Raw genomic sequence first — 16,497 nt, 5'->3', positions numbered from 1 at the left:
GACCCGTCTTCCGGGGGAGCTACTTGATGGCTTCGATCTTCAGCAGGTTGATCCGGTCGAAGAGGTCCATCTCCACGTTCTTGACCTTGGTCGAGTGGCCGAAGTTGTTCTGGCCGTACCGGAGCGGGATCACCGGCATGTCCTCGGCCAGCAGGTCCTCCGCGGCCTGGTACTTCTCGACCGCCTCCTCCTCGCTCGGGGCCTTGGCGCCCTCGGCGAGCAGCTTGTCGAACTCGGGGTTGCTGTAGCCGTAGTAGTTCGACGAGCCGTTGGTGCTGTACAGCGGGCCCAGGTAGTTCTCCATGGACGGGTAGTCCATGACCCAGCCCATCCGGAACAGCCCGACCGGCTGCTTGGCCTTGACCTTGGTCAGCAGGTCCGCGAACTTCGGCTCGGCGGTGCCCACGCAATCCACGCCCAGGTTGGCCTTGAGCTGGTTGCAGGTCGCGTCGACCCAGTCCTTGTGGCCACCGTCGCCGTTGTACGACAGTTGGATCTTCTTCGGGCCGCCCGCGGCCTCGTACATGGCCTTGGCCTTGGCCGGGTCGAACTCGCCGGCGGCGCCGATGGTGTTCTCCCGGTAGCCCGCGACGACCGGCGAGACGAACGAGCGGGCCGGCTGCTGCGAGTCCTTGAAGATCGACTTGGTGATCTCGTCCCGGTCGATCGCCATGGAGATCGCCTTGCGCACGTCGGGGTCGCTGAACTCCTTCTGGAAGGTCGGGAAGGCCAGCACCTGGAGCGTCGAGGCGGAGCTCTGCTGGAACCGGTCGCCGAGGTCGGTGCCGGCGGTCGACAGGTTCTCGGTCGGGATCGTCTTGATCACGTCGAGGTTGTCCGACAGCACGTCCGCATACGCGGCGGTCGGCTGCTGGTAGATCCGGAACTCGACGCCGGCAACCTTCGGCTGCTGGCCGGGGAAGGCGTCGTACTTCTCCACCTCGACCTTGGCGTCGTGCTGCCACGAGCCCTTCATCCGGAACGGGCCCTGGCCGATCGGGGCCTGCTCGTACCCCTCGGCGAGCACGCCGGGGGCGGAGAACGCCGCCTTCGGCAGCGGGTAGAAAGCGGTGTAGCCGAGCATGGTCCGGAACTCGCTGTACGGCTGGGACAGCGTCACGGTGAAGGTCAGGTCGTCGACCTTCTCCAGGCCGGTCAGTGTCTTCGCCTTCGGCTGCTCGCCCTGAAGGTCGTCGTAGCCGGCGATCTTCTCGAAGAAGTAGCTGGAGTTCTGCCCGTTGGGGGCGTACGCGCCGTGGTTCCAGGCGTCGATGTAGTTCTCGGCCGTGACCTTCTCGCCGTTGTGGAAGGTGTAGCCGTCCTTGAGCTTGACCGTCCAGACCGTGTTGTCCGACGACGTCACGGACTCGGCAGCCACCTCGTACGGCTTGTTCGCCTCGTCATAGTCGACGAGCGGGCTGAACAGGGCGCTGAGCACCTGCGCGCCGCTGGTCTCGTTGGTGCTGGTCGGCACCAGGTGCTGCGGCTCGGCGATCTCGATCCGCACGGCCGTGTTGGGGTCACTCTCGCCGGATCCGCCGTCGCCGCCCGAGCCGCAGGCCACCAGGCCCAGGGTCACCGCGAGCGGGAGGGCAGTCCAGGCGGCAAGCCTACGAACACGCATTCGGTCTCCTCGTCTCCTCACGCTGCGCGGTCAGGCCCGACGCTGGGGTAACGCTGCGCAACGTTCGGCAACGGTAGGTCACGGGGGGGACGGTCGGCAACGGAGCCGTTGCGAACCGGTGACGAAGCGGGGTCTCCGGCCTTGCCGGCGGCCGGCCACTCTGCTACACCCCCCCGGAGAAATGGGCTGCCAGCAGCCTTTGGGGGCGCGGTTCGGGCCGAGGTGATGCCACTACGCGACGTGCGTCCCGTTGACCGCCGACCATCCGGCTTGTGGTGCAGACGAACCGGCAGTCCGGTCCGGCCGGTGACCCGATCCACAGAACGTTACAATCAGTGACTATGCCCACGTGGGGCTCATCGTCACGGGCTGTGGTGGTCCCCGCCCCTCGGTCGGGCCGGCAGCCCGTCGGTGGCGGGCGCACGGGTCGCCGGATCGGCGTGCCCGGGGCGTGAGACGATCTGGACGTGACGGCGACGATCCTGGACGGCAAGGCGACTGCGGCGGAGATCAAGGACGAGCTGCGGACGCGGGCCAAGGCGCTGGCGGAACGGGGCATCATCCCGGGACTGGGCACCGTCCTGGTCGGGGTGGACCCCGGTTCCCAGGCGTACGTCAACGGCAAGCACCGCGACTGTGCCGAGGTGGGCATCGCCTCGATCCGTCGCGAGCTGCCCGCCGACGCGACCCAGCAGCAGGTCGACGACGTGCTGGCCGAGCTGAACGCCGACCCGGCCTGCCACGGGTACATCGTCCAGCTCCCGCTGCCGGGCCACCTCGACACCCAGCGCGCGCTGGAGATGATCGACCCGGACAAGGACGCCGACGGGCTGCACCCGGTCAACCTCGGCCGGCTGGTCCTCGGCTACCCCGGCCCGCTGCCCTGCACCCCGCGCGGCATCGTCGAGCTGCTCCGCCGGCACGACGTGGCGCTGCGCGGCGCCAACGTCGCCGTCGTCGGCCGGGGCAACACCGTGGGCCGCCCGCTCGGCCTGCTGCTCACCCGGCGCAGCGAGAACGCCACGGTGACCCTGTGCCACACCGGCACCCTCGACCTGGCCTCGCACACCCGGGCGGCGGACGTCGTCATCGTCGCGGCCGGGGTGCCGGGGCTGCTCACCGCGGACATGGTCACCCCCGGCGCGACGGTGGTCGACGTCGGCATCACCCGGGTGATCGGCGCGGACGGCAAGGGCCGCTACACCGGCGACGTCGCCCCCGAGGTCGCCGAGGTGGCCGGGAAGCTGGTCCCGATGCCCGGCGGCGTCGGCCCGATGACCCGCGCCATGCTGCTCACCAACGTCGTCGAGCGCGCCGAGGGCAACTGAGCCACTCGTCTCCTCCGTGGCCGCCGTCCGGGCCTGCGGCGGTGGCCTCGACCATCCTGCCCAAAGGCCGCCGGTTATGCCCCGATCGGTGCCAGGATGACTGATACGGTCCGGGAATCCGACGGGTATCAGGGAGTGGGACGACCATGGGTAAGAAGGTCACTGTCGTCGGGGCCGGCTTCTACGGCTCCACCACCGCGCAGCGCCTGGCCGAGTACGACGTCTTCGAGACCGTGGTGATCACCGACATCGTGGAGGGCAAGCCGGCCGGCCTCGCCCTGGACCTCAACCAGTCGCGCCCCGTCGAGGGCTTCGAGACCACGGTCGTCGGCGTCACCACCGGCCCGGACGGCGAGGGGTACGAGGCCATCGCGGGCTCGGACGTCGTGGTGGTCACCGCCGGCCTGCCGCGCAAGCCGGGCATGAGCCGGATGGACCTGCTGGAGACCAACGCCAAGATCGTCCGCCAGGTCGCCGAGAACGTGGCCCGGCACGCCCCGGACGCCGTGGTCATCGTCGTGTCCAACCCGCTGGACGAGATGACCGCGCTGGCCCAGCTCGCCACCGGATTCCCGAAGAACCGGGTGCTCGGTCAGGCCGGCATGCTCGACTCCGCCCGGTTCACCAACTTCGTGGCCGAGGCCCTGTCCGTGCCGGTGCGGTCGGTGAAGACCCTGACCCTCGGCTCGCACGGCGACACCATGGTGCCGGTCCCGTCGATGAGCACCGTCGACGGCAGGCCGCTGCGCGAGGCGATGCCGGCCGAACAGATCGAGGAACTGGTCGTCAAGACCCGCAACGGCGGCGCCGAGGTGGTCGCGCTGCTGAAGACCGGCTCGGCGTACTACGCCCCGTCGGCCGCCGCCGCCCGGATGGCCAGGGCCGTCGCGGAGGACTCCGGCGAGGTGATGCCGGTCTGCGCCTGGGTCGACGGCGAGTACGGCATCTCCGGCGTCTACCTCGGCGTCGAGGCCGAGATCGGCGCCGAGGGCGTCCGGCGAATCATCGAGACCAACCTGGACCCCGACGAACTGTCCAGCCTCAAGTCCGCCGCCGAAGCCGTCCGCACCAAACAATCCGACATAACCCACATGTAACCCACCCCGGCCCTCTCTCTCCCCGTTGATCAAGAGGTTTGTGTCACGCCAAGCCCGGATCCTGACGCAAACTTCTTGATCAACGGGGAAAGGTCGGTAGGGCGGTCAGGAGGGCGGGGGTGGGGCCACGAAGGGGTGGCCCAGGTGTGGGGTGGCCAGGGTGGTTGGGGGGTGTGGAGGGTAAGCGAGCAGGGCTTGCAGCAGGGTTGTGCGGGTGTCGCGCGCCGTTGCGGGCTGGTCGTCGTGGGCGTACGCCAGGTCGGGGTCGACGAGCTGGACCGCGTGCACCAGCAGGTCGCCGGTGACCAGTAGCCGCTCGTCGCCTGCGTCCACCAGCACCGACTGGTGACCGGGGGTGTGCCCCGGCGTGCTCAGCACGCGTACCCCCGGGGTCAGCGGGGTGTCGCCGTCGAGGACCCGGAGCTGGCCGGCGGCGCGCAACGGCGCGATCAGCCCGGCGCCCAGCTCCGGATTGACCGACCCCAGGGCGTCCAGCTCGGCGCGTTGTACCAGGTAGTCGGCGTTGCCGAACCAAGGTGTGCCGGCCGTGCCGGTGACCGCCCAGCCGACGTGATCGGTGTGCAGATGGGTCAGCACCACCGTGCGGACGTCGGCGGGGTCGATGCCGGCGGCGGCCAGCTCGGCCGGTAGCCGCCCGGGTACCGGGGCCCAGCTGGCGGCGGGGGAACCGGCCGGGCCGATGCCGGCGTCGACCAGGGTGACCGGGCCGTCCCCGGCGCGCAGGGCGAAGCAGCGGAACTGCAGCCACCACCGCCCGTCGTCGGTGACCGCGGCCGGGTCTCGCTCGTCGGCCGCGCGCCAGTGCTCGGCCGTGGCGTCCGGGAACGCCTCCTCGCGGGGCTGGAAGAAGGGGCCCTCCCCGTCGGCCAGCGCGGTGACCGTGATAGACCCGATGGTGCGGCGCGTCGGCATCCGGTGATGGTGCCAGCGATCTCCCGTGCCGTGCACCCCGTTTCCGCCGGCCCACCGAGGCCGACTGGGGACTGCCGGCCAGTTTCCAGTACGCTCGTACTGCTTGAGCACGTGTCCCCTGAGAGGAGCGCCGGCCGATGGCGAAGATCAAGGTAAACAACCCGGTCGTGGAGATCGACGGCGACGAGATGACCCGGATCATCTGGAAGCAGATCCGGGAGCAGCTGATCCTGCCCTACCTCGACGTCGACCTGCACTACTACGACCTCTCGATCCAGCACCGCGACGAGACCGACGACCAGGTCACCGTCGACGCCGCCAACGCCATCAAGGAGCACGGCGTCGGCGTCAAGTGCGCCACCATCACCCCGGACGAGGCCCGGGTGGAGGAGTTCGGCCTGAAGAAGATGTGGCGGTCGCCGAACGGCACCATCCGCAACATCCTCGGCGGCGTCGTCTTCCGCGAGCCGATCATCATGTCCAACGTGCCGCGGCTGGTCCCGGGCTGGACCAAGCCGATCATCATCGGCCGGCACGCCCACGGTGACCAGTACAAGGCCACCGACTTCGTCGTCCCCGGCCCGGGCACGGTGACCATCACCTACACCCCGGCCGACGGCTCCGCGCCGGTGGAGATGGAGGTCGCCAAGTTCCCCGGCGGCGGCATCGCCATGGGTATGTACAACTACGACGAGTCGATCCGGGACTTCGCCCGCGCCTCGTTCCGGTACGGCCTGGACCGCAACTACCCGGTCTACCTGTCGACCAAGAACACCATCCTCAAGGCGTACGACGGGCGCTTCAAGGACATCTTCGCCGAGGTGTTCGAGAGCGAGTTCAAGGCGGAGTTCGCGGCCGCCGGCATCACCTACGAGCACCGGCTGATCGACGACATGGTCGCCGCCGCCCTCAAGTGGGAGGGCGGCTACGTCTGGGCCTGCAAGAACTACGACGGTGACGTGCAGTCCGACACCGTCGCGCAGGGCTTCGGCTCGCTCGGCCTGATGACCTCGGTGCTGCTCTCCCCGGACGGCCGCACCGTCGAGGCGGAGGCCGCGCACGGCACCGTCACCCGGCACTACCGGCAGTACCAGAAGGGCGAGAAGACCTCGACCAACCCGATCGCCTCCATCTACGCCTGGACCCGGGGCCTGGCCCACCGGGGCAAGCTGGACGGCACCCCGGCGGTCACCGAGTTCGCCAACACCCTGGAGCAGGTCATCGTCGACACCGTCGAGGGCGGCCAGATGACCAAGGACCTCTCGCTGCTCATCTCGCGGGACGCCCCGTGGCTGACCACCGACGAGTTCATGAACGCGCTGGACGAGAACCTGGCGCGTCGGCTCGCCGCCTGACCTCCCGTACACCCCCTGCGCGGGGGATGCGTCACCGACCGAGCCCGCCGGCCCCGTGCCGGCGGGCTCCGTCGTGTCCGGGCTCCGTGGTGTCCGGGCTCCGTCGTGTCCGGGCTCCTTGGTGTCCGGGCTGTGGCCTTGCTGTGCGCCTGCCGTCACCGAGGGTCAGGTGGCTCGTTGAGCCTGGTGGACGTGGTGCCAGTCGCGTCCAGGAAGGTTGACCGCGGGTCGCCTCGCGGCGCGAGTGCCGATCAGCCAGCCTTCCCGGCTGTCGCACACAGCCAGCCGTCCCTTCCCTGCGGGGGGCCCGTCCCGGGCCCCCCGCGCCCTGTACGCGCCCTGCACTCCGATCCCCGATCCCTGCGCCCCGCGTCCGGCCCGCGCGCCCCGTACCTCGGCCCGGATCTCCGGTCAGGCGGCGCGGAGCAGTTCGGCGGCGCGTTCCGGGGCGATGTCGTTGATGAACACCCCCATGCCGGACTCCGAGCCGGCCAGGTACTTCAGCTTGTCCCCGGCACGCCGGATGCTGAACAGCTCAAGGTGCAGGTGCCCCAGCTCGCGGTCGACCCGTACCGGGGCCTGGTGCCAGGCGGCGATGTAGGGCATCGGCAGGTCGAACAGCCTGTCGAAGCGGCGCAGCACGTCCAGGTACAGCGGGCCGAAGGCGTCCCGCTCCTCGTCCGTCAGGGCGGGGATGTCCGGCACCGGCCGGTGCGGGGCGACGTGCACCTCGAACGGCCATCTGGCCGCCGCCGGCACGTACGCCGTCCAGTGCTCGTTGCTCGCGACCACGCGCGTTCCGGCGGCGCGCTCGGCGGCGAGGACGTCGGCGTAGAGGTTGCCGCCGCCGGTGCGCCCGGCGTGTCGACGGGCCGCGCCGAGCATCGCCCGGGTGCGCGGCGTGACGAACGGGTACGCGTAGATCTGGCCGTGCGGGTGGTTCAGGGTCACCCCGATCTCCACGCCCCGGTTCTCGAAGCAGAACACCTGCTCCACCCCGGGCAGCTCGGCCAGCGCCACCGTGCGGTCGGCGAGGGCGTCCAGCACGGTGCGGACCCGGCGTGGCGGTAGGCCGGCGAACGATGCGTTGTGGTCGTCGGTGAAGCACACCACCTCGCACCGCCCCTGACCGGGCCGGACCGGGGTGAACGGGGTGATCTCGGCGGGCTCCTCGGCGATCCGCTGGCTCAGCGACGGGAACCGGTTCTCGAACACGGCGACGTCGTAGTCCGGCGCCGGGATCTCACTGAGCCGGTCGCCCCGGGACGGGCAGAGCGGGCACTGGTCGGCCGGGGGCAGGAAGGTGCGGGTCTGCCGGTGCACGGCGACGGCCACCCACTCGTCGGTCAGCGGGTCGTACCGGAGCTGGGACGCGGGCGGGGGCGGCGGCAGCTCCCGCCGGTCCGGCTGGTCGCGGACCGCGTCGTCCCGCTCGTCGAAGTAGATCAGCTCCCGGCCGTCGGCCAGCTCGATCGTCGTACGCTTCACTCCGCCGTTTCCTCTTCCCCGTCGGCGCGGCCGACGTCAGGTGGACTGGAGACGTTGCTCCACCCACCCGATCTCGGTCAGGTGATGCATCACCGCGTGCACCGCCTCGTCGATCGACAGGTCGGTGGTGTCGACCACCACGTCGGCGTCCGCCGGCACCTCGTACGGGTCGTCGATGCCGGTCATCCCGGTGAGCAGGCCGGCCCGGGCCCGGGCGTACAGGCCCTTGCGGTCGCGCTGTTCGCAAACCTCGATCGGGGTCGCCACGTGCACCAGCACGAAGCCGGCCCCGGCGGCGTGGGCCATCTCCCGGGCGGTCGCCCGCGCCGCCGCGTACGGGGCGATCGGGCAGCAGATGCCGACGCCACGGTGCCGGGCGACCTCGGCGGCCACCCAGCCGATCCGCCGGACGTTGAGGTCCCGGTCCGCCTTGCTGAAGGTCAGCCCGGCGGAGAGTTCCCGGCGTACCACGTCGCCGTCGAGCAGAGTCACCGTCCGGTCCCCACCCTCGCGCAGCACGTCCGTCAGGCCCCGGGCGATGGTCGACTTGCCGGAGCCGGAGAAGCCGGTCAGGAACACCACGAGCCCTCGGTGCCGCCGGGCCGGGCGGGCCCGGGCGAGTTCCTTGGCCACCGCCGGCGGGGTGTGCCACTCCGGCAGCGGGAAACCCCGGTCGAGCAGGTCGTCGATCTCCGCCTGGCTGAGCGCCAGCCGCCGGTTGCGCGGCGGGATGTCCTCCCGCCAGCGCCACTGCCCGTCCCGGTTGTCGTAGGCCAGCTCGCGGGGGACCAGCACCCGCAGGCCGGCGCCGGAGAGCATCTCGCCGGTGGAGAGCAGGTGGGTCACCCCGTACGCGGCGGCCACCCGGGCCTGGAGCAACGCGTCGCCGATCTCGTCGCGGCGGCGGGACAGCGGCACCGCGACCAGGGTCGCCGGGGGCATCCGGTCCCGGCCGGCGAAGACCGCCCGGACCAGCGCCTCGGAGGGCAGCCCGTTGGTTGTTCCCTCGCCGACCGGAATCATCACCAGCAGGTGCGCCCCCAGGGTGCGGGCCGCGTGGGCGATCTGGGCGAGCTGCGGGCGGTGCAGGGGCCGGTTGGCGAGGACGCCGAGCACCCGGCCCGGGGGCAGCAACGCCCGGATCTCCTCCGGGCTGCGGCGCAGCCGCTGGAACGGGCCGTGGCCGCCGTCGCCGAGCCGCCGTACCGGGCCGCCGATTCCGGCGACGCCGTCCCGGGCCGGCCAGACGTCGGTGACCTCCAGCGCGGCGACCGGGGCACCCTCACCGTCGGTCAGCACCAGCGCCCGGCGCTGCGGGTCGGCCGGGTCCAGGCCGTCGGCGAGCGCCGCGGGCACCTGGAGGGTCACCGGAACCTGCCAGGGCGTGCCGTCGGCGAGCCGGCCCCGCCGGCCGACGCCGGCCAGGTCGGCCCTGGTCATGAAGCCGGCGAGCGGCGCGTACGCCCCGGTCAGCAGCAACTCCAGATCGGCCAGTTCCCCGGGCCGCGGCGTGTACGCCGGAGCGTCCCGCAGCACCTCTTCGGGCAGCACCCACCCGTTACTCATCGCACCCCCCACTACTGGCCGGCACACAGTTTCTCAGTCGACCGGCGATCGGTCGAGAGCGCCATTCCCCCTACCGCGGGTGGAGTTGCCGGGACCGGCCGGACGGCGGCCCGCAGCGAGGGCCCGGGGTGTCGTTGGTCACGGGCGGTGCGAGGCGGGCGGGGCGGCGTTCTCCGCTGCCGTTCACCTGCGGTCCAAAGCTCATCCACAGCTTGTTCATACGCCGTTTCCATGACCGATCGCTTTCCTGGCTTCCAGCGTTCCGCCACCCCGAGGAACCCGACCGGAGGAAGCGTGTCCATGCGTCTACGGTTCAACCGCCGAGCCCGTCCCCCAGACCCGGCTGCTGACCATCGAGGCGACCCGACACCGGATCCCGGCCCTTCGACGGCCGGCCCGGACCATGCGGGTCACGCCCTGCGGGCGCCGAGCAAGCTGCACGCGTTCAACCGGTACGAGATCAAGTACCTGGTCGCGACGACGAAGGTGCCGGCGCTCCGGCGCGAGCTGGCCGGCCGGCTCGCCCTGGACAGCCACGGCGGCGACGGCGGGTACGGGGTGTGGAGCGTCTACTACGACACCACCGACCTGCGGTTCTACTGGGAGAAGATCGAGGGGCTGCGGTTCCGCCGCAAACTGCGGGTACGCCACTACGGCGACCGCTCCACCGTCGACGACGACACCACCGTGTACGTCGAGATCAAGCAGCGGGTCAACCGGGTCACCCAGAAGCGCCGGGTCGCCCTGCCGTACCGGCTGGCCCGGCGGCTCTGCGACGAGCGGGTGGCGGTCGAGCACGACCTCGCCCAGGGGGCGTTCGTCGAGGAGGTGCTCGAACTCGTCGCCGGCCTCGACCTGCGTCCGGTGGCGATGACCGGCTACCAGCGCGAGGCGTTCGTCGGGCAGGACGCCGACCTCGGGCTGCGGGTCACCCTCGACCACCGGATCCGGGGCCGGGACCGCGACTTCCACCTCGGGGCCGAGGCCGAGAACCGGCTCATCGTCCTGGCCGGGCTGTCGGTCGTCGAGATCAAGGCCAACGAGCGGGTCCCGTACTGGCTCACCGACCTCGCCGCCCGCGCGGAGCTTCAGGTGGTGCGGGTCTCCAAGTACTGCCAGAGCGTCGAGGCGTTCGACCGGGCGCCGCGTTCGGTCTTCCACGTCCAGGACGACGACCCCGCCGCCGGCCTGGCGGCGGCCACCCCCACGAGAAGTGAGGCCTGAGCACCGATGGACATCACCTTCCAGGACCTGTCCGGCACGTTCAGCGTCGGCGACATCGCCATCGTGCTGTCGCTGTCGTTCCTGCTGAGCGCCATGATCGGCTGGATCTACCGGGCCACCCACCGCAACGTGTCGTACAGCCAGTCGTACGTACAGACGTTGATCATCCTCGGCATGCTGATCTCGCTGATCATGCTGGTGGTGGGCTCCAACATCGCGCGGGCGTTCGCCCTGGTCGGGGCGCTGTCGGTGGTGCGGTTCCGCAACGCGATCAAGGAGACCCGGGACGTCGGGTTCATCTTCCTGGTGATGGGCGTCGGCATGGCCTGCGGCACCCGGTTCTACACCCTGGCCATCGCCGCCGCCGTCGCGATCAGCCTGATCATCGTGGTGATGTACCGGTTCAACTGGTTCGCCCTGAACGTGCAGCGCCAGGTGGTCAAGGTCCAGGTCCCGGCCGGCGGCAACCACACCTCCGACATCCAGGACGTGCTGGTCCGCTACACCACGGAGTTCGAGCTGGTCAGCCTGGAGACGATCCGGGCCGGCGCGCTTACCGAGCTGATGTACACGGTCCGGCTCAAGAAGGGCAGCGAGCCGGGTGAGCTGATCTCGGCGCTCGGCGAGCGGACCTCCGGCCAGCGGGTGACGGTGCTGACCGGCTACGACCAGACGGACCTGTGATGTCCGAGCCGCTGCGCACCCGGTCTCTGCTGCCCCGCAACCTGCGGCGACGCCTACCGGTGCGGGTGCGGCAGAACTGGAAGCTGCTGACCACCTGCGTGGCGTTCGTCGCCGTTCTCACCCTGGTGCTGGGCACGGAGCGGATCCACCCGTACGTCACCAGCGCCAGCGACACCGGGGCGAACGCGGTGACCGTGGACCTCGCCGGCACGACGGACCTCTTCGACGCGACCGCCGCCCACTCGATCCGGCTCACCTTCCGGGACGCGGACTACGAGCGGATGCTCGACACCTACTGGAAGGAGGGGGAGAAGGACTACGTCGAGGCGGACCTGACCGTCGACGGCACCACGGTCCCCAGCGTCGGTATCCGGCTCAAGGGCAACTCGACGCTGAGCGGGCTGACCTGGAAGGGCGAGAGCAAGCCGCGACAGGGCGGCGACGCTGCCCCCGGCGGGGGTGCCGCCCCCGGCGGGGGTGCCGCCCCCGGCGGCGGCCGACGTCCGGCCCCCGGCGCCGGCCAGCAGCAGGGCCAGGGCCAGCAGCAGGGCCAGGGCCAACAGCAGGGTCAGGGCCAGGGCCAGGGTGGGTTTCCCGGTGGGGGGATGGCCCGGACCTCCCTGAAGGCCGAGGAGCCGGAGACGCTGCCCTGGCTGATCAGCTTCGACGAGTTCGTCGACGGCCGCCGGTACCAGGGGCACCGCGAGGTGGCCGTCCGGGTTTCCGGGATGGGCGGCGGCTCCACCGTGCTGAACGAGGCGCTGTCGCTGTCCCTGCTCGACGGCGTCGGCGAGGCGGCCCAGCGGTACGCGTACTCCTCGTTCACGGTGAACGGCCGGCCGACCACGGCGCGGCTGCTGGTCGAGCACCCCGACGAGCACTTCGCCGACCAGATGGACGGCACCGGGGTGCTCTACAAGTCCCTGGCCAGCAGCAGCTTCACCGACCAGGGCGACGACCAGATCGACTACCAGGACGACTTCAAGCAGATCACCATGCAGGGCAGCCAGGACCTGCAACCCGTGATCAACCTGATCAAGTGGGTGAACTCGGCGAGCGACGAGGAGTTCGACGCGCACCTAGCCGACCGGGTCGACGTGGAGTCGTTCGCCCGCTACGTCGCACTCCAGAACCTGCTGCTCAACTTCGACGACATGGCCGGGCCGGGGAAGAACTACTACCTCTGGTACGACCTGGAGACGAAGAAGTTCAGCGTGATCAGCTGGGACCACAACCTCACCTTCAGTGGCGACGCCGCCCAGGGACCGCACGACAGCAACAGCCGCGGCATGCGGGGCGGGATGCAGGCGCCCGATGGCGCGCAGGCTCCTGAGGGGGCTGAGCCTCCGGGTGGGGCTGGGCTCCCCGGTGGCGCCCAGCCGCCGGGCGGCGCAGACGCGGGGCGGGAGGGCGGAGCCGCCGAGGGCGGCCGGCCCGGCGGCATGATGTCGGGCCACAAGCTCAAGGATCGCTTCCTGGCCAGCGAGGCGTTCAAGGGCGTCTACGAGGACGCGTACCGCACGCTCTACCAGCAGGTGTACGCCGACGGGCGGGCCACCGGGTCGCTCGACGCGATCACCACGGTCCTCAAGACGGTGGACGGGGCCGACGCGACGGCCGTGGACGCCGACGCGGACCGGCTGCGCACCCTCGTGAAGCAGCGGACGGAGAGCCTCCGGGACAACGAGGTGATCACCGGCGGCTGAACCCGACGAGGGCGGGGTCTGGCGGGCACCACGCCGGCCCCGCCCTCGTCGTGACCGGGCCGCCCCGGCCGCCCCCTCCGTACCCGGGCGGCCCCGTCTCCGTCCGTCGGCATTCCCCGGGGCGGTCGGAATGGTAGGACTGGTCGGAATGGTAGGGCTGGCCGGATGGACCGGCAGGGCCCGCTGAGGCAGGCTGGGGGCCATGGTGGCGGACACGGGCCGGGCGACGCCCCGGCGGTACCCGAAGAGCACCCGGCACTGGGCGACCAGCCTGGCGATCGCCGGGACGGCTGCGGCGGCGACCACCACGGTGGCCCAGTCGATCGGCGACTACCACTGGTGGGCCGGCTTCGTCCTGGTCCCCGGGGCGCTGACCGCCGCGGGTGGCGGGGTGCTGCTGGCCCGTGGCGGCGGGCGGGCGTTCGTCGGGTACGTCGTGGCCTGCGTCGGCCTGCTGATCTTCACGGTCGGGGCGCTGCTGATGACCGGCACGACCAGCCGGGGCTGGCCGGCCCTGGTCACGCTGCCCTGCCTGGCGGTCGCCGGAACCTACCTGTGGCGGTCCGCCGACCCGCTGGCCCGGGGGCTGCACCGGACGGTCGCCCTGCTCGCCCTGGCCGGCGCCCTGGTCGGGGTGACCCTGTTCCTCATCCGCGCCCGGCTCGTGGACCCGGGGCAGACCCACTGGTGGGGCGGGTTCGTGCTGCTCGCCGGGGTGGTGGTCTGCGGCAACGCCGTCGAGCTGGCCCGGCACCGGATGCCGTACCGGCTCCAGGCGGTCACCCTGCTGGTCGGGCCGGCCGTGGTCGCCGCCCTGCTCGGCGTCCGCATGCTGCGCGGCTGGTGAGGCCCAGCCGCGGCTCAGAAGGCGCAGGCGACGACCAGTTCCGGGGTGCGGTCCGGCAGCAGGTCGAGCTTGCCGATCCGGCCGGCGGCCCGCAGGTCGTCGGCGACCAGCGTCAGCCGGTCGAGCAGGGCGGCCGGGCCGAGCGCCTCGGCCAGCGGCACCTCCGCCCGCATCGACAGCTTCCGCTCGGACTTGGCCCGGCGCACCTGACTCAGGGCGTCCCCGGCCAGCCGTAGCAGCTCCGGGTCGCCGTCGCCCTGGATCGCCCGCCCGACCTCGTGCGTCGTCGGCCAGGTGGCGCGGTGCACCGACCCGTACCGCCACCAGGACCAGACCTCCTCGGTGGCGAACGGCAGCACCGGCGCGAACAGCCGCAACTGCGCAGACAGGGCGGTCGCCAGCGCCGCGCGGGCCGAGTCGGCCCCCGGCCCGGTGCCGTAGGCGCGCTCCTTCACCAGCTCGATGTAGTCGTCGCAGAACCGCCAGAAGAACGCCTCCGCCGCCTGGAGGGCGGCCGTGTGGTCGTACCCGTCGAAGGCGGCCGTCGCGGTGGCGACCACGCCGGACAGCTCGGCGAGCATGGCGGTGTCCAGCGGCTCGGTCGCCGGGGCGCGCAGCGCGTCGGCCGCGCCCAGCCCGAGGGCGAACCTCGACGCGTTGAGCAGCTTGGTGGCCAGCCGCCGGCCCACCTTGATCTGCGCCGGGTCGAAGGCCAGGTCCATCCCGGGCCGGCCGCTGGCCGCCCAGTACCGGACCGCATCGGAGCCGTACTGCTCCAGCAGCGCCAGCGGGGTGACCACGTGCCCCTTGGACTTGGACATCTTCTTCCGGTCCGGGTCGAGGATCCAGCCGGAGAGCACCGTGTCCCGCCAGGGCAGCACGCCGTGCTCCAGGTGCGACCGGACGATCGTGGAGAACAGCCAGGTGCGGATGATCTCCTGCCCCTGCGGGCGCAGGTCCATCGGGAAGACCTGCCGGAACAGCCCCGGGTCGGTCTCCCAGCCGCCCACGATCTGCGGGGTCAGTGACGAGGTGGCCCAGGTGTCCAGCACGTCCGGGTCGCCGACGAAACCACCGGGCTGGCCGCGCCGGGACTCGTCGTACCCGGGCGGCGGCTCGCTGGACGGGTCGACCGGCAGCGTCGACTCGTCGGGTGTGAGAGGGTGGGAAAGGTCCGGCTCGCCAGTGTCGTCGAGCCGGTACCACACCGGCACCGGCACGCCGAAGAAGCGCTGCCGGCTGACCAGCCAGTCACCGGTCAGGCCGCCCACCCAGTGGTCGTAGCGGTGCTTCATGTGCTCCGGCACCCAGCGCAGCTCCCCGCCCCGGGCCAGCAGCTCCGCGCGCAGGCCGGTGTCCCGCCCGCCGTTGCGCAGGTACCACTGCCGGGTGGACACGATCTCCAACGGCCGGTCGCCCCGCTCGTAGAACTTCACCGGGTGCGTGATCGGGCGCGGCTCGCCGACCAGGTCGCCCGCGTCGGCCAGCAGCCCCACCAGCGTCCGCCGGGCGCCGTTCACGGTCTGCCCGGCCAGCGCCGCGTACGGCTCCGCCGGCACGCCGGCCGGCGGCTCCGGCAGCAGCCGCCCGTCCCGGCCGACCACCACCCGGGTGTCGAGCGCCAGCTCCCGCCACCAGGTCACGTCGGTCAGGTCGCCGAACGTGCAGACCATCGCGATGCCCGTGCCCTTCGCCGGGTCCGCCAGCGGGTGCGCGCGCACCGGCACCTCGACCCCGAAGACGGGGGTACGCACCGACGAGCCGACCAGGTCCCGGTACCGCTCGTCGTCGGGGTGGCAGACCAGCGCCACGCAGGCCGGCAGCAGCTCCGGCCGGGTGGTGTCGATCAGCACCTCCCGCCCGCCCGGCCCGGCGAACCGCAGCCGGTGGTACGCCCCCGGCCGCTCCCGGTCCTCCAGCTCCGCCTGCGCCACGGCGGTGGCGAACCCGACGTCCCACAGCGTCGGCGCCTCCGCCTGGTACGCCTCGCCCCGGGCCAGGTTGCGCAGGAACGCCCGCTGCGACGTCGCCCGGGCCGCCCGCCCGATCGTGGTGTACGTCAGCGACCAGTCCACCGACAGCCCGAGCCGCCGCCACAGCGCCTCGAACACCTGCTCGTCGGCGGCGGTCAGCGTCCCGCACAGCTCGACGAAGTTGCGCCGGGAGATCGGCGTCGGGTCCTTGCGGGCCGCGTCGTCGACCGGGGCGGCCGGCGGCTGCCAGTCCGGGTCGTACGGCAGCGTCGGGTCGCAGCGCACCCCGTACACGTTCTGCACCCGGCGCTCGGTGGGCAGGCCGTTGTCGTCCCAGCCCATCGGGTAGAACACCGTCCGGCCACGCATCCGCTGGAAGCGGGCCACCGTGTCGGTGTGCGTGTACGAGAAGACGTGCCCCATGTGCAGCTCGCCCGATACGGTCGGCGGCGGGGTGTCGATGGAGAACACGTCCGCCCTACGGCCATTCCGGTTCGGCGCGTCCGACACCGCGCCACGCTCCGGAACAGTCGCCTCGGAACGGTCGAACGCGTACGTGCCGTCCTCCTGCCAGCGGTGGGCCCAGGTCTCCTCGAGCCCGTCCAACGTGGGCCGCTCGGGGACGCCGGCGCGGGCCGTCCTCGCCGTATCAGTCATCCGTCGATCCTAGGC

Annotated in this window: 12 protein-coding genes; 7 read left to right on the top strand and 5 right to left on the bottom strand. The window is 71.8% G+C overall.

Translation table 11 applies throughout. From position 1 onward, the window contains the following. Positions 1–19 precede the first annotated feature (19 nt). The gene (locus OG617_RS09470; protein ID WP_405100524.1) at positions 20–1,624 is read right to left on the bottom strand and encodes an ABC transporter substrate-binding protein; all 1,605 of its coding nucleotides are present in this window, start codon (positions 1,622–1,624) and stop codon (positions 20–22) included. 467 nt (positions 1,625–2,091) lie between these two features. Between OG617_RS09470 and OG617_RS09465 the strand changes: the two genes are divergently transcribed. After that, a complete protein-coding gene (locus OG617_RS09465) occupies positions 2,092–2,952 on the top strand; it encodes a bifunctional methylenetetrahydrofolate dehydrogenase/methenyltetrahydrofolate cyclohydrolase (protein ID WP_396676983.1) in 861 nt (286 codons plus the stop codon). A 146-nt stretch (positions 2,953–3,098) separates the two neighbouring features. After that, a complete protein-coding gene (gene mdh, locus OG617_RS09460; RefSeq protein WP_405100522.1) occupies positions 3,099–4,049 on the top strand; it encodes a malate dehydrogenase in 951 nt (316 codons plus the stop codon). Between the two features lie 105 nt (positions 4,050–4,154). On the opposite strand, the gene OG617_RS09455 is transcribed toward mdh, so the two are convergent. After that, positions 4,155–4,982, bottom strand: a complete 828-nt coding sequence (locus OG617_RS09455; protein WP_405100520.1) for an MBL fold metallo-hydrolase — start codon at positions 4,980–4,982, stop codon at positions 4,155–4,157. A gap of 137 nt (positions 4,983–5,119) precedes the next feature. Here OG617_RS09455 and OG617_RS09450 point away from each other — a divergent pair, with 137 nt between their 5' ends. Further along, complete coding sequence (locus OG617_RS09450; protein ID WP_405100517.1) at positions 5,120–6,337, top strand: NADP-dependent isocitrate dehydrogenase; 1,218 nt, start codon at positions 5,120–5,122, stop codon at positions 6,335–6,337. 411 nt (positions 6,338–6,748) lie between these two features. Here the strand turns inward: OG617_RS09450 and galT are convergent, their stop codons facing one another. Next, positions 6,749–7,825 carry a galactose-1-phosphate uridylyltransferase gene (gene galT / locus OG617_RS09445; protein ID WP_405100515.1) on the bottom strand — a complete coding sequence of 359 codons (1,077 nt, stop codon included), beginning with the start codon at positions 7,823–7,825 and terminating at the stop codon, positions 6,749–6,751. A 36-nt stretch (positions 7,826–7,861) separates the two neighbouring features. Then, complete coding sequence (cysC, locus tag OG617_RS09440) at positions 7,862–9,391, bottom strand: adenylyl-sulfate kinase (RefSeq protein WP_405100513.1); 1,530 nt, start codon at positions 9,389–9,391, stop codon at positions 7,862–7,864. A gap of 300 nt (positions 9,392–9,691) precedes the next feature. On the opposite strand from cysC, the gene OG617_RS09435 reads away from it, so the two are divergent. From OG617_RS09435 to OG617_RS09420, 4 genes are all read left to right on the top strand, one after another. Beyond that, entirely contained in the window at positions 9,692–10,615 is a 924-nt protein-coding gene (locus OG617_RS09435) for a polyphosphate polymerase domain-containing protein (RefSeq protein ID WP_405100511.1), read from the top strand. A gap of 6 nt (positions 10,616–10,621) precedes the next feature. Beyond that, positions 10,622–11,299 (top strand): DUF4956 domain-containing protein, encoded by a 678-nt coding sequence (locus OG617_RS09430; protein ID WP_396676976.1) that lies wholly within the window; start codon positions 10,622–10,624, stop codon positions 11,297–11,299. Continuing rightward, positions 11,299–13,005: a CotH kinase family protein gene (locus OG617_RS09425; protein WP_405100509.1), complete on the top strand. Its 1,707-nt coding sequence runs from the start codon at positions 11,299–11,301 to the stop codon at positions 13,003–13,005. The genes OG617_RS09430 and OG617_RS09425 overlap by 1 nt, the downstream gene beginning before the upstream one ends. Positions 13,006–13,207: 202 nt before the next feature. Continuing rightward, positions 13,208–13,852: a hypothetical protein gene (locus OG617_RS09420; protein ID WP_405100507.1), complete on the top strand. Its 645-nt coding sequence runs from the start codon at positions 13,208–13,210 to the stop codon at positions 13,850–13,852. Positions 13,853–13,866: 14 nt separating this feature from the next. Here the strand turns inward: OG617_RS09420 and valS are convergent, their stop codons facing one another. Continuing rightward, positions 13,867–16,482, bottom strand: a complete 2,616-nt coding sequence (gene valS / locus OG617_RS09415; RefSeq protein WP_405100505.1) for a valine--tRNA ligase — start codon at positions 16,480–16,482, stop codon at positions 13,867–13,869. Between the last annotated feature and the right edge of the window lie 15 nt (positions 16,483–16,497).

The organism is Micromonospora sp. NBC_01412, from assembly GCF_045040215.1.
Taxonomy (GTDB): Bacteria; Actinomycetota; Actinomycetes; order Mycobacteriales; family Micromonosporaceae; genus Micromonospora; species Micromonospora rubida.
The sequence above is the reverse complement of the archived record's forward strand: the minus strand, read 5'-3'. Positions and strand labels throughout refer to the sequence as shown.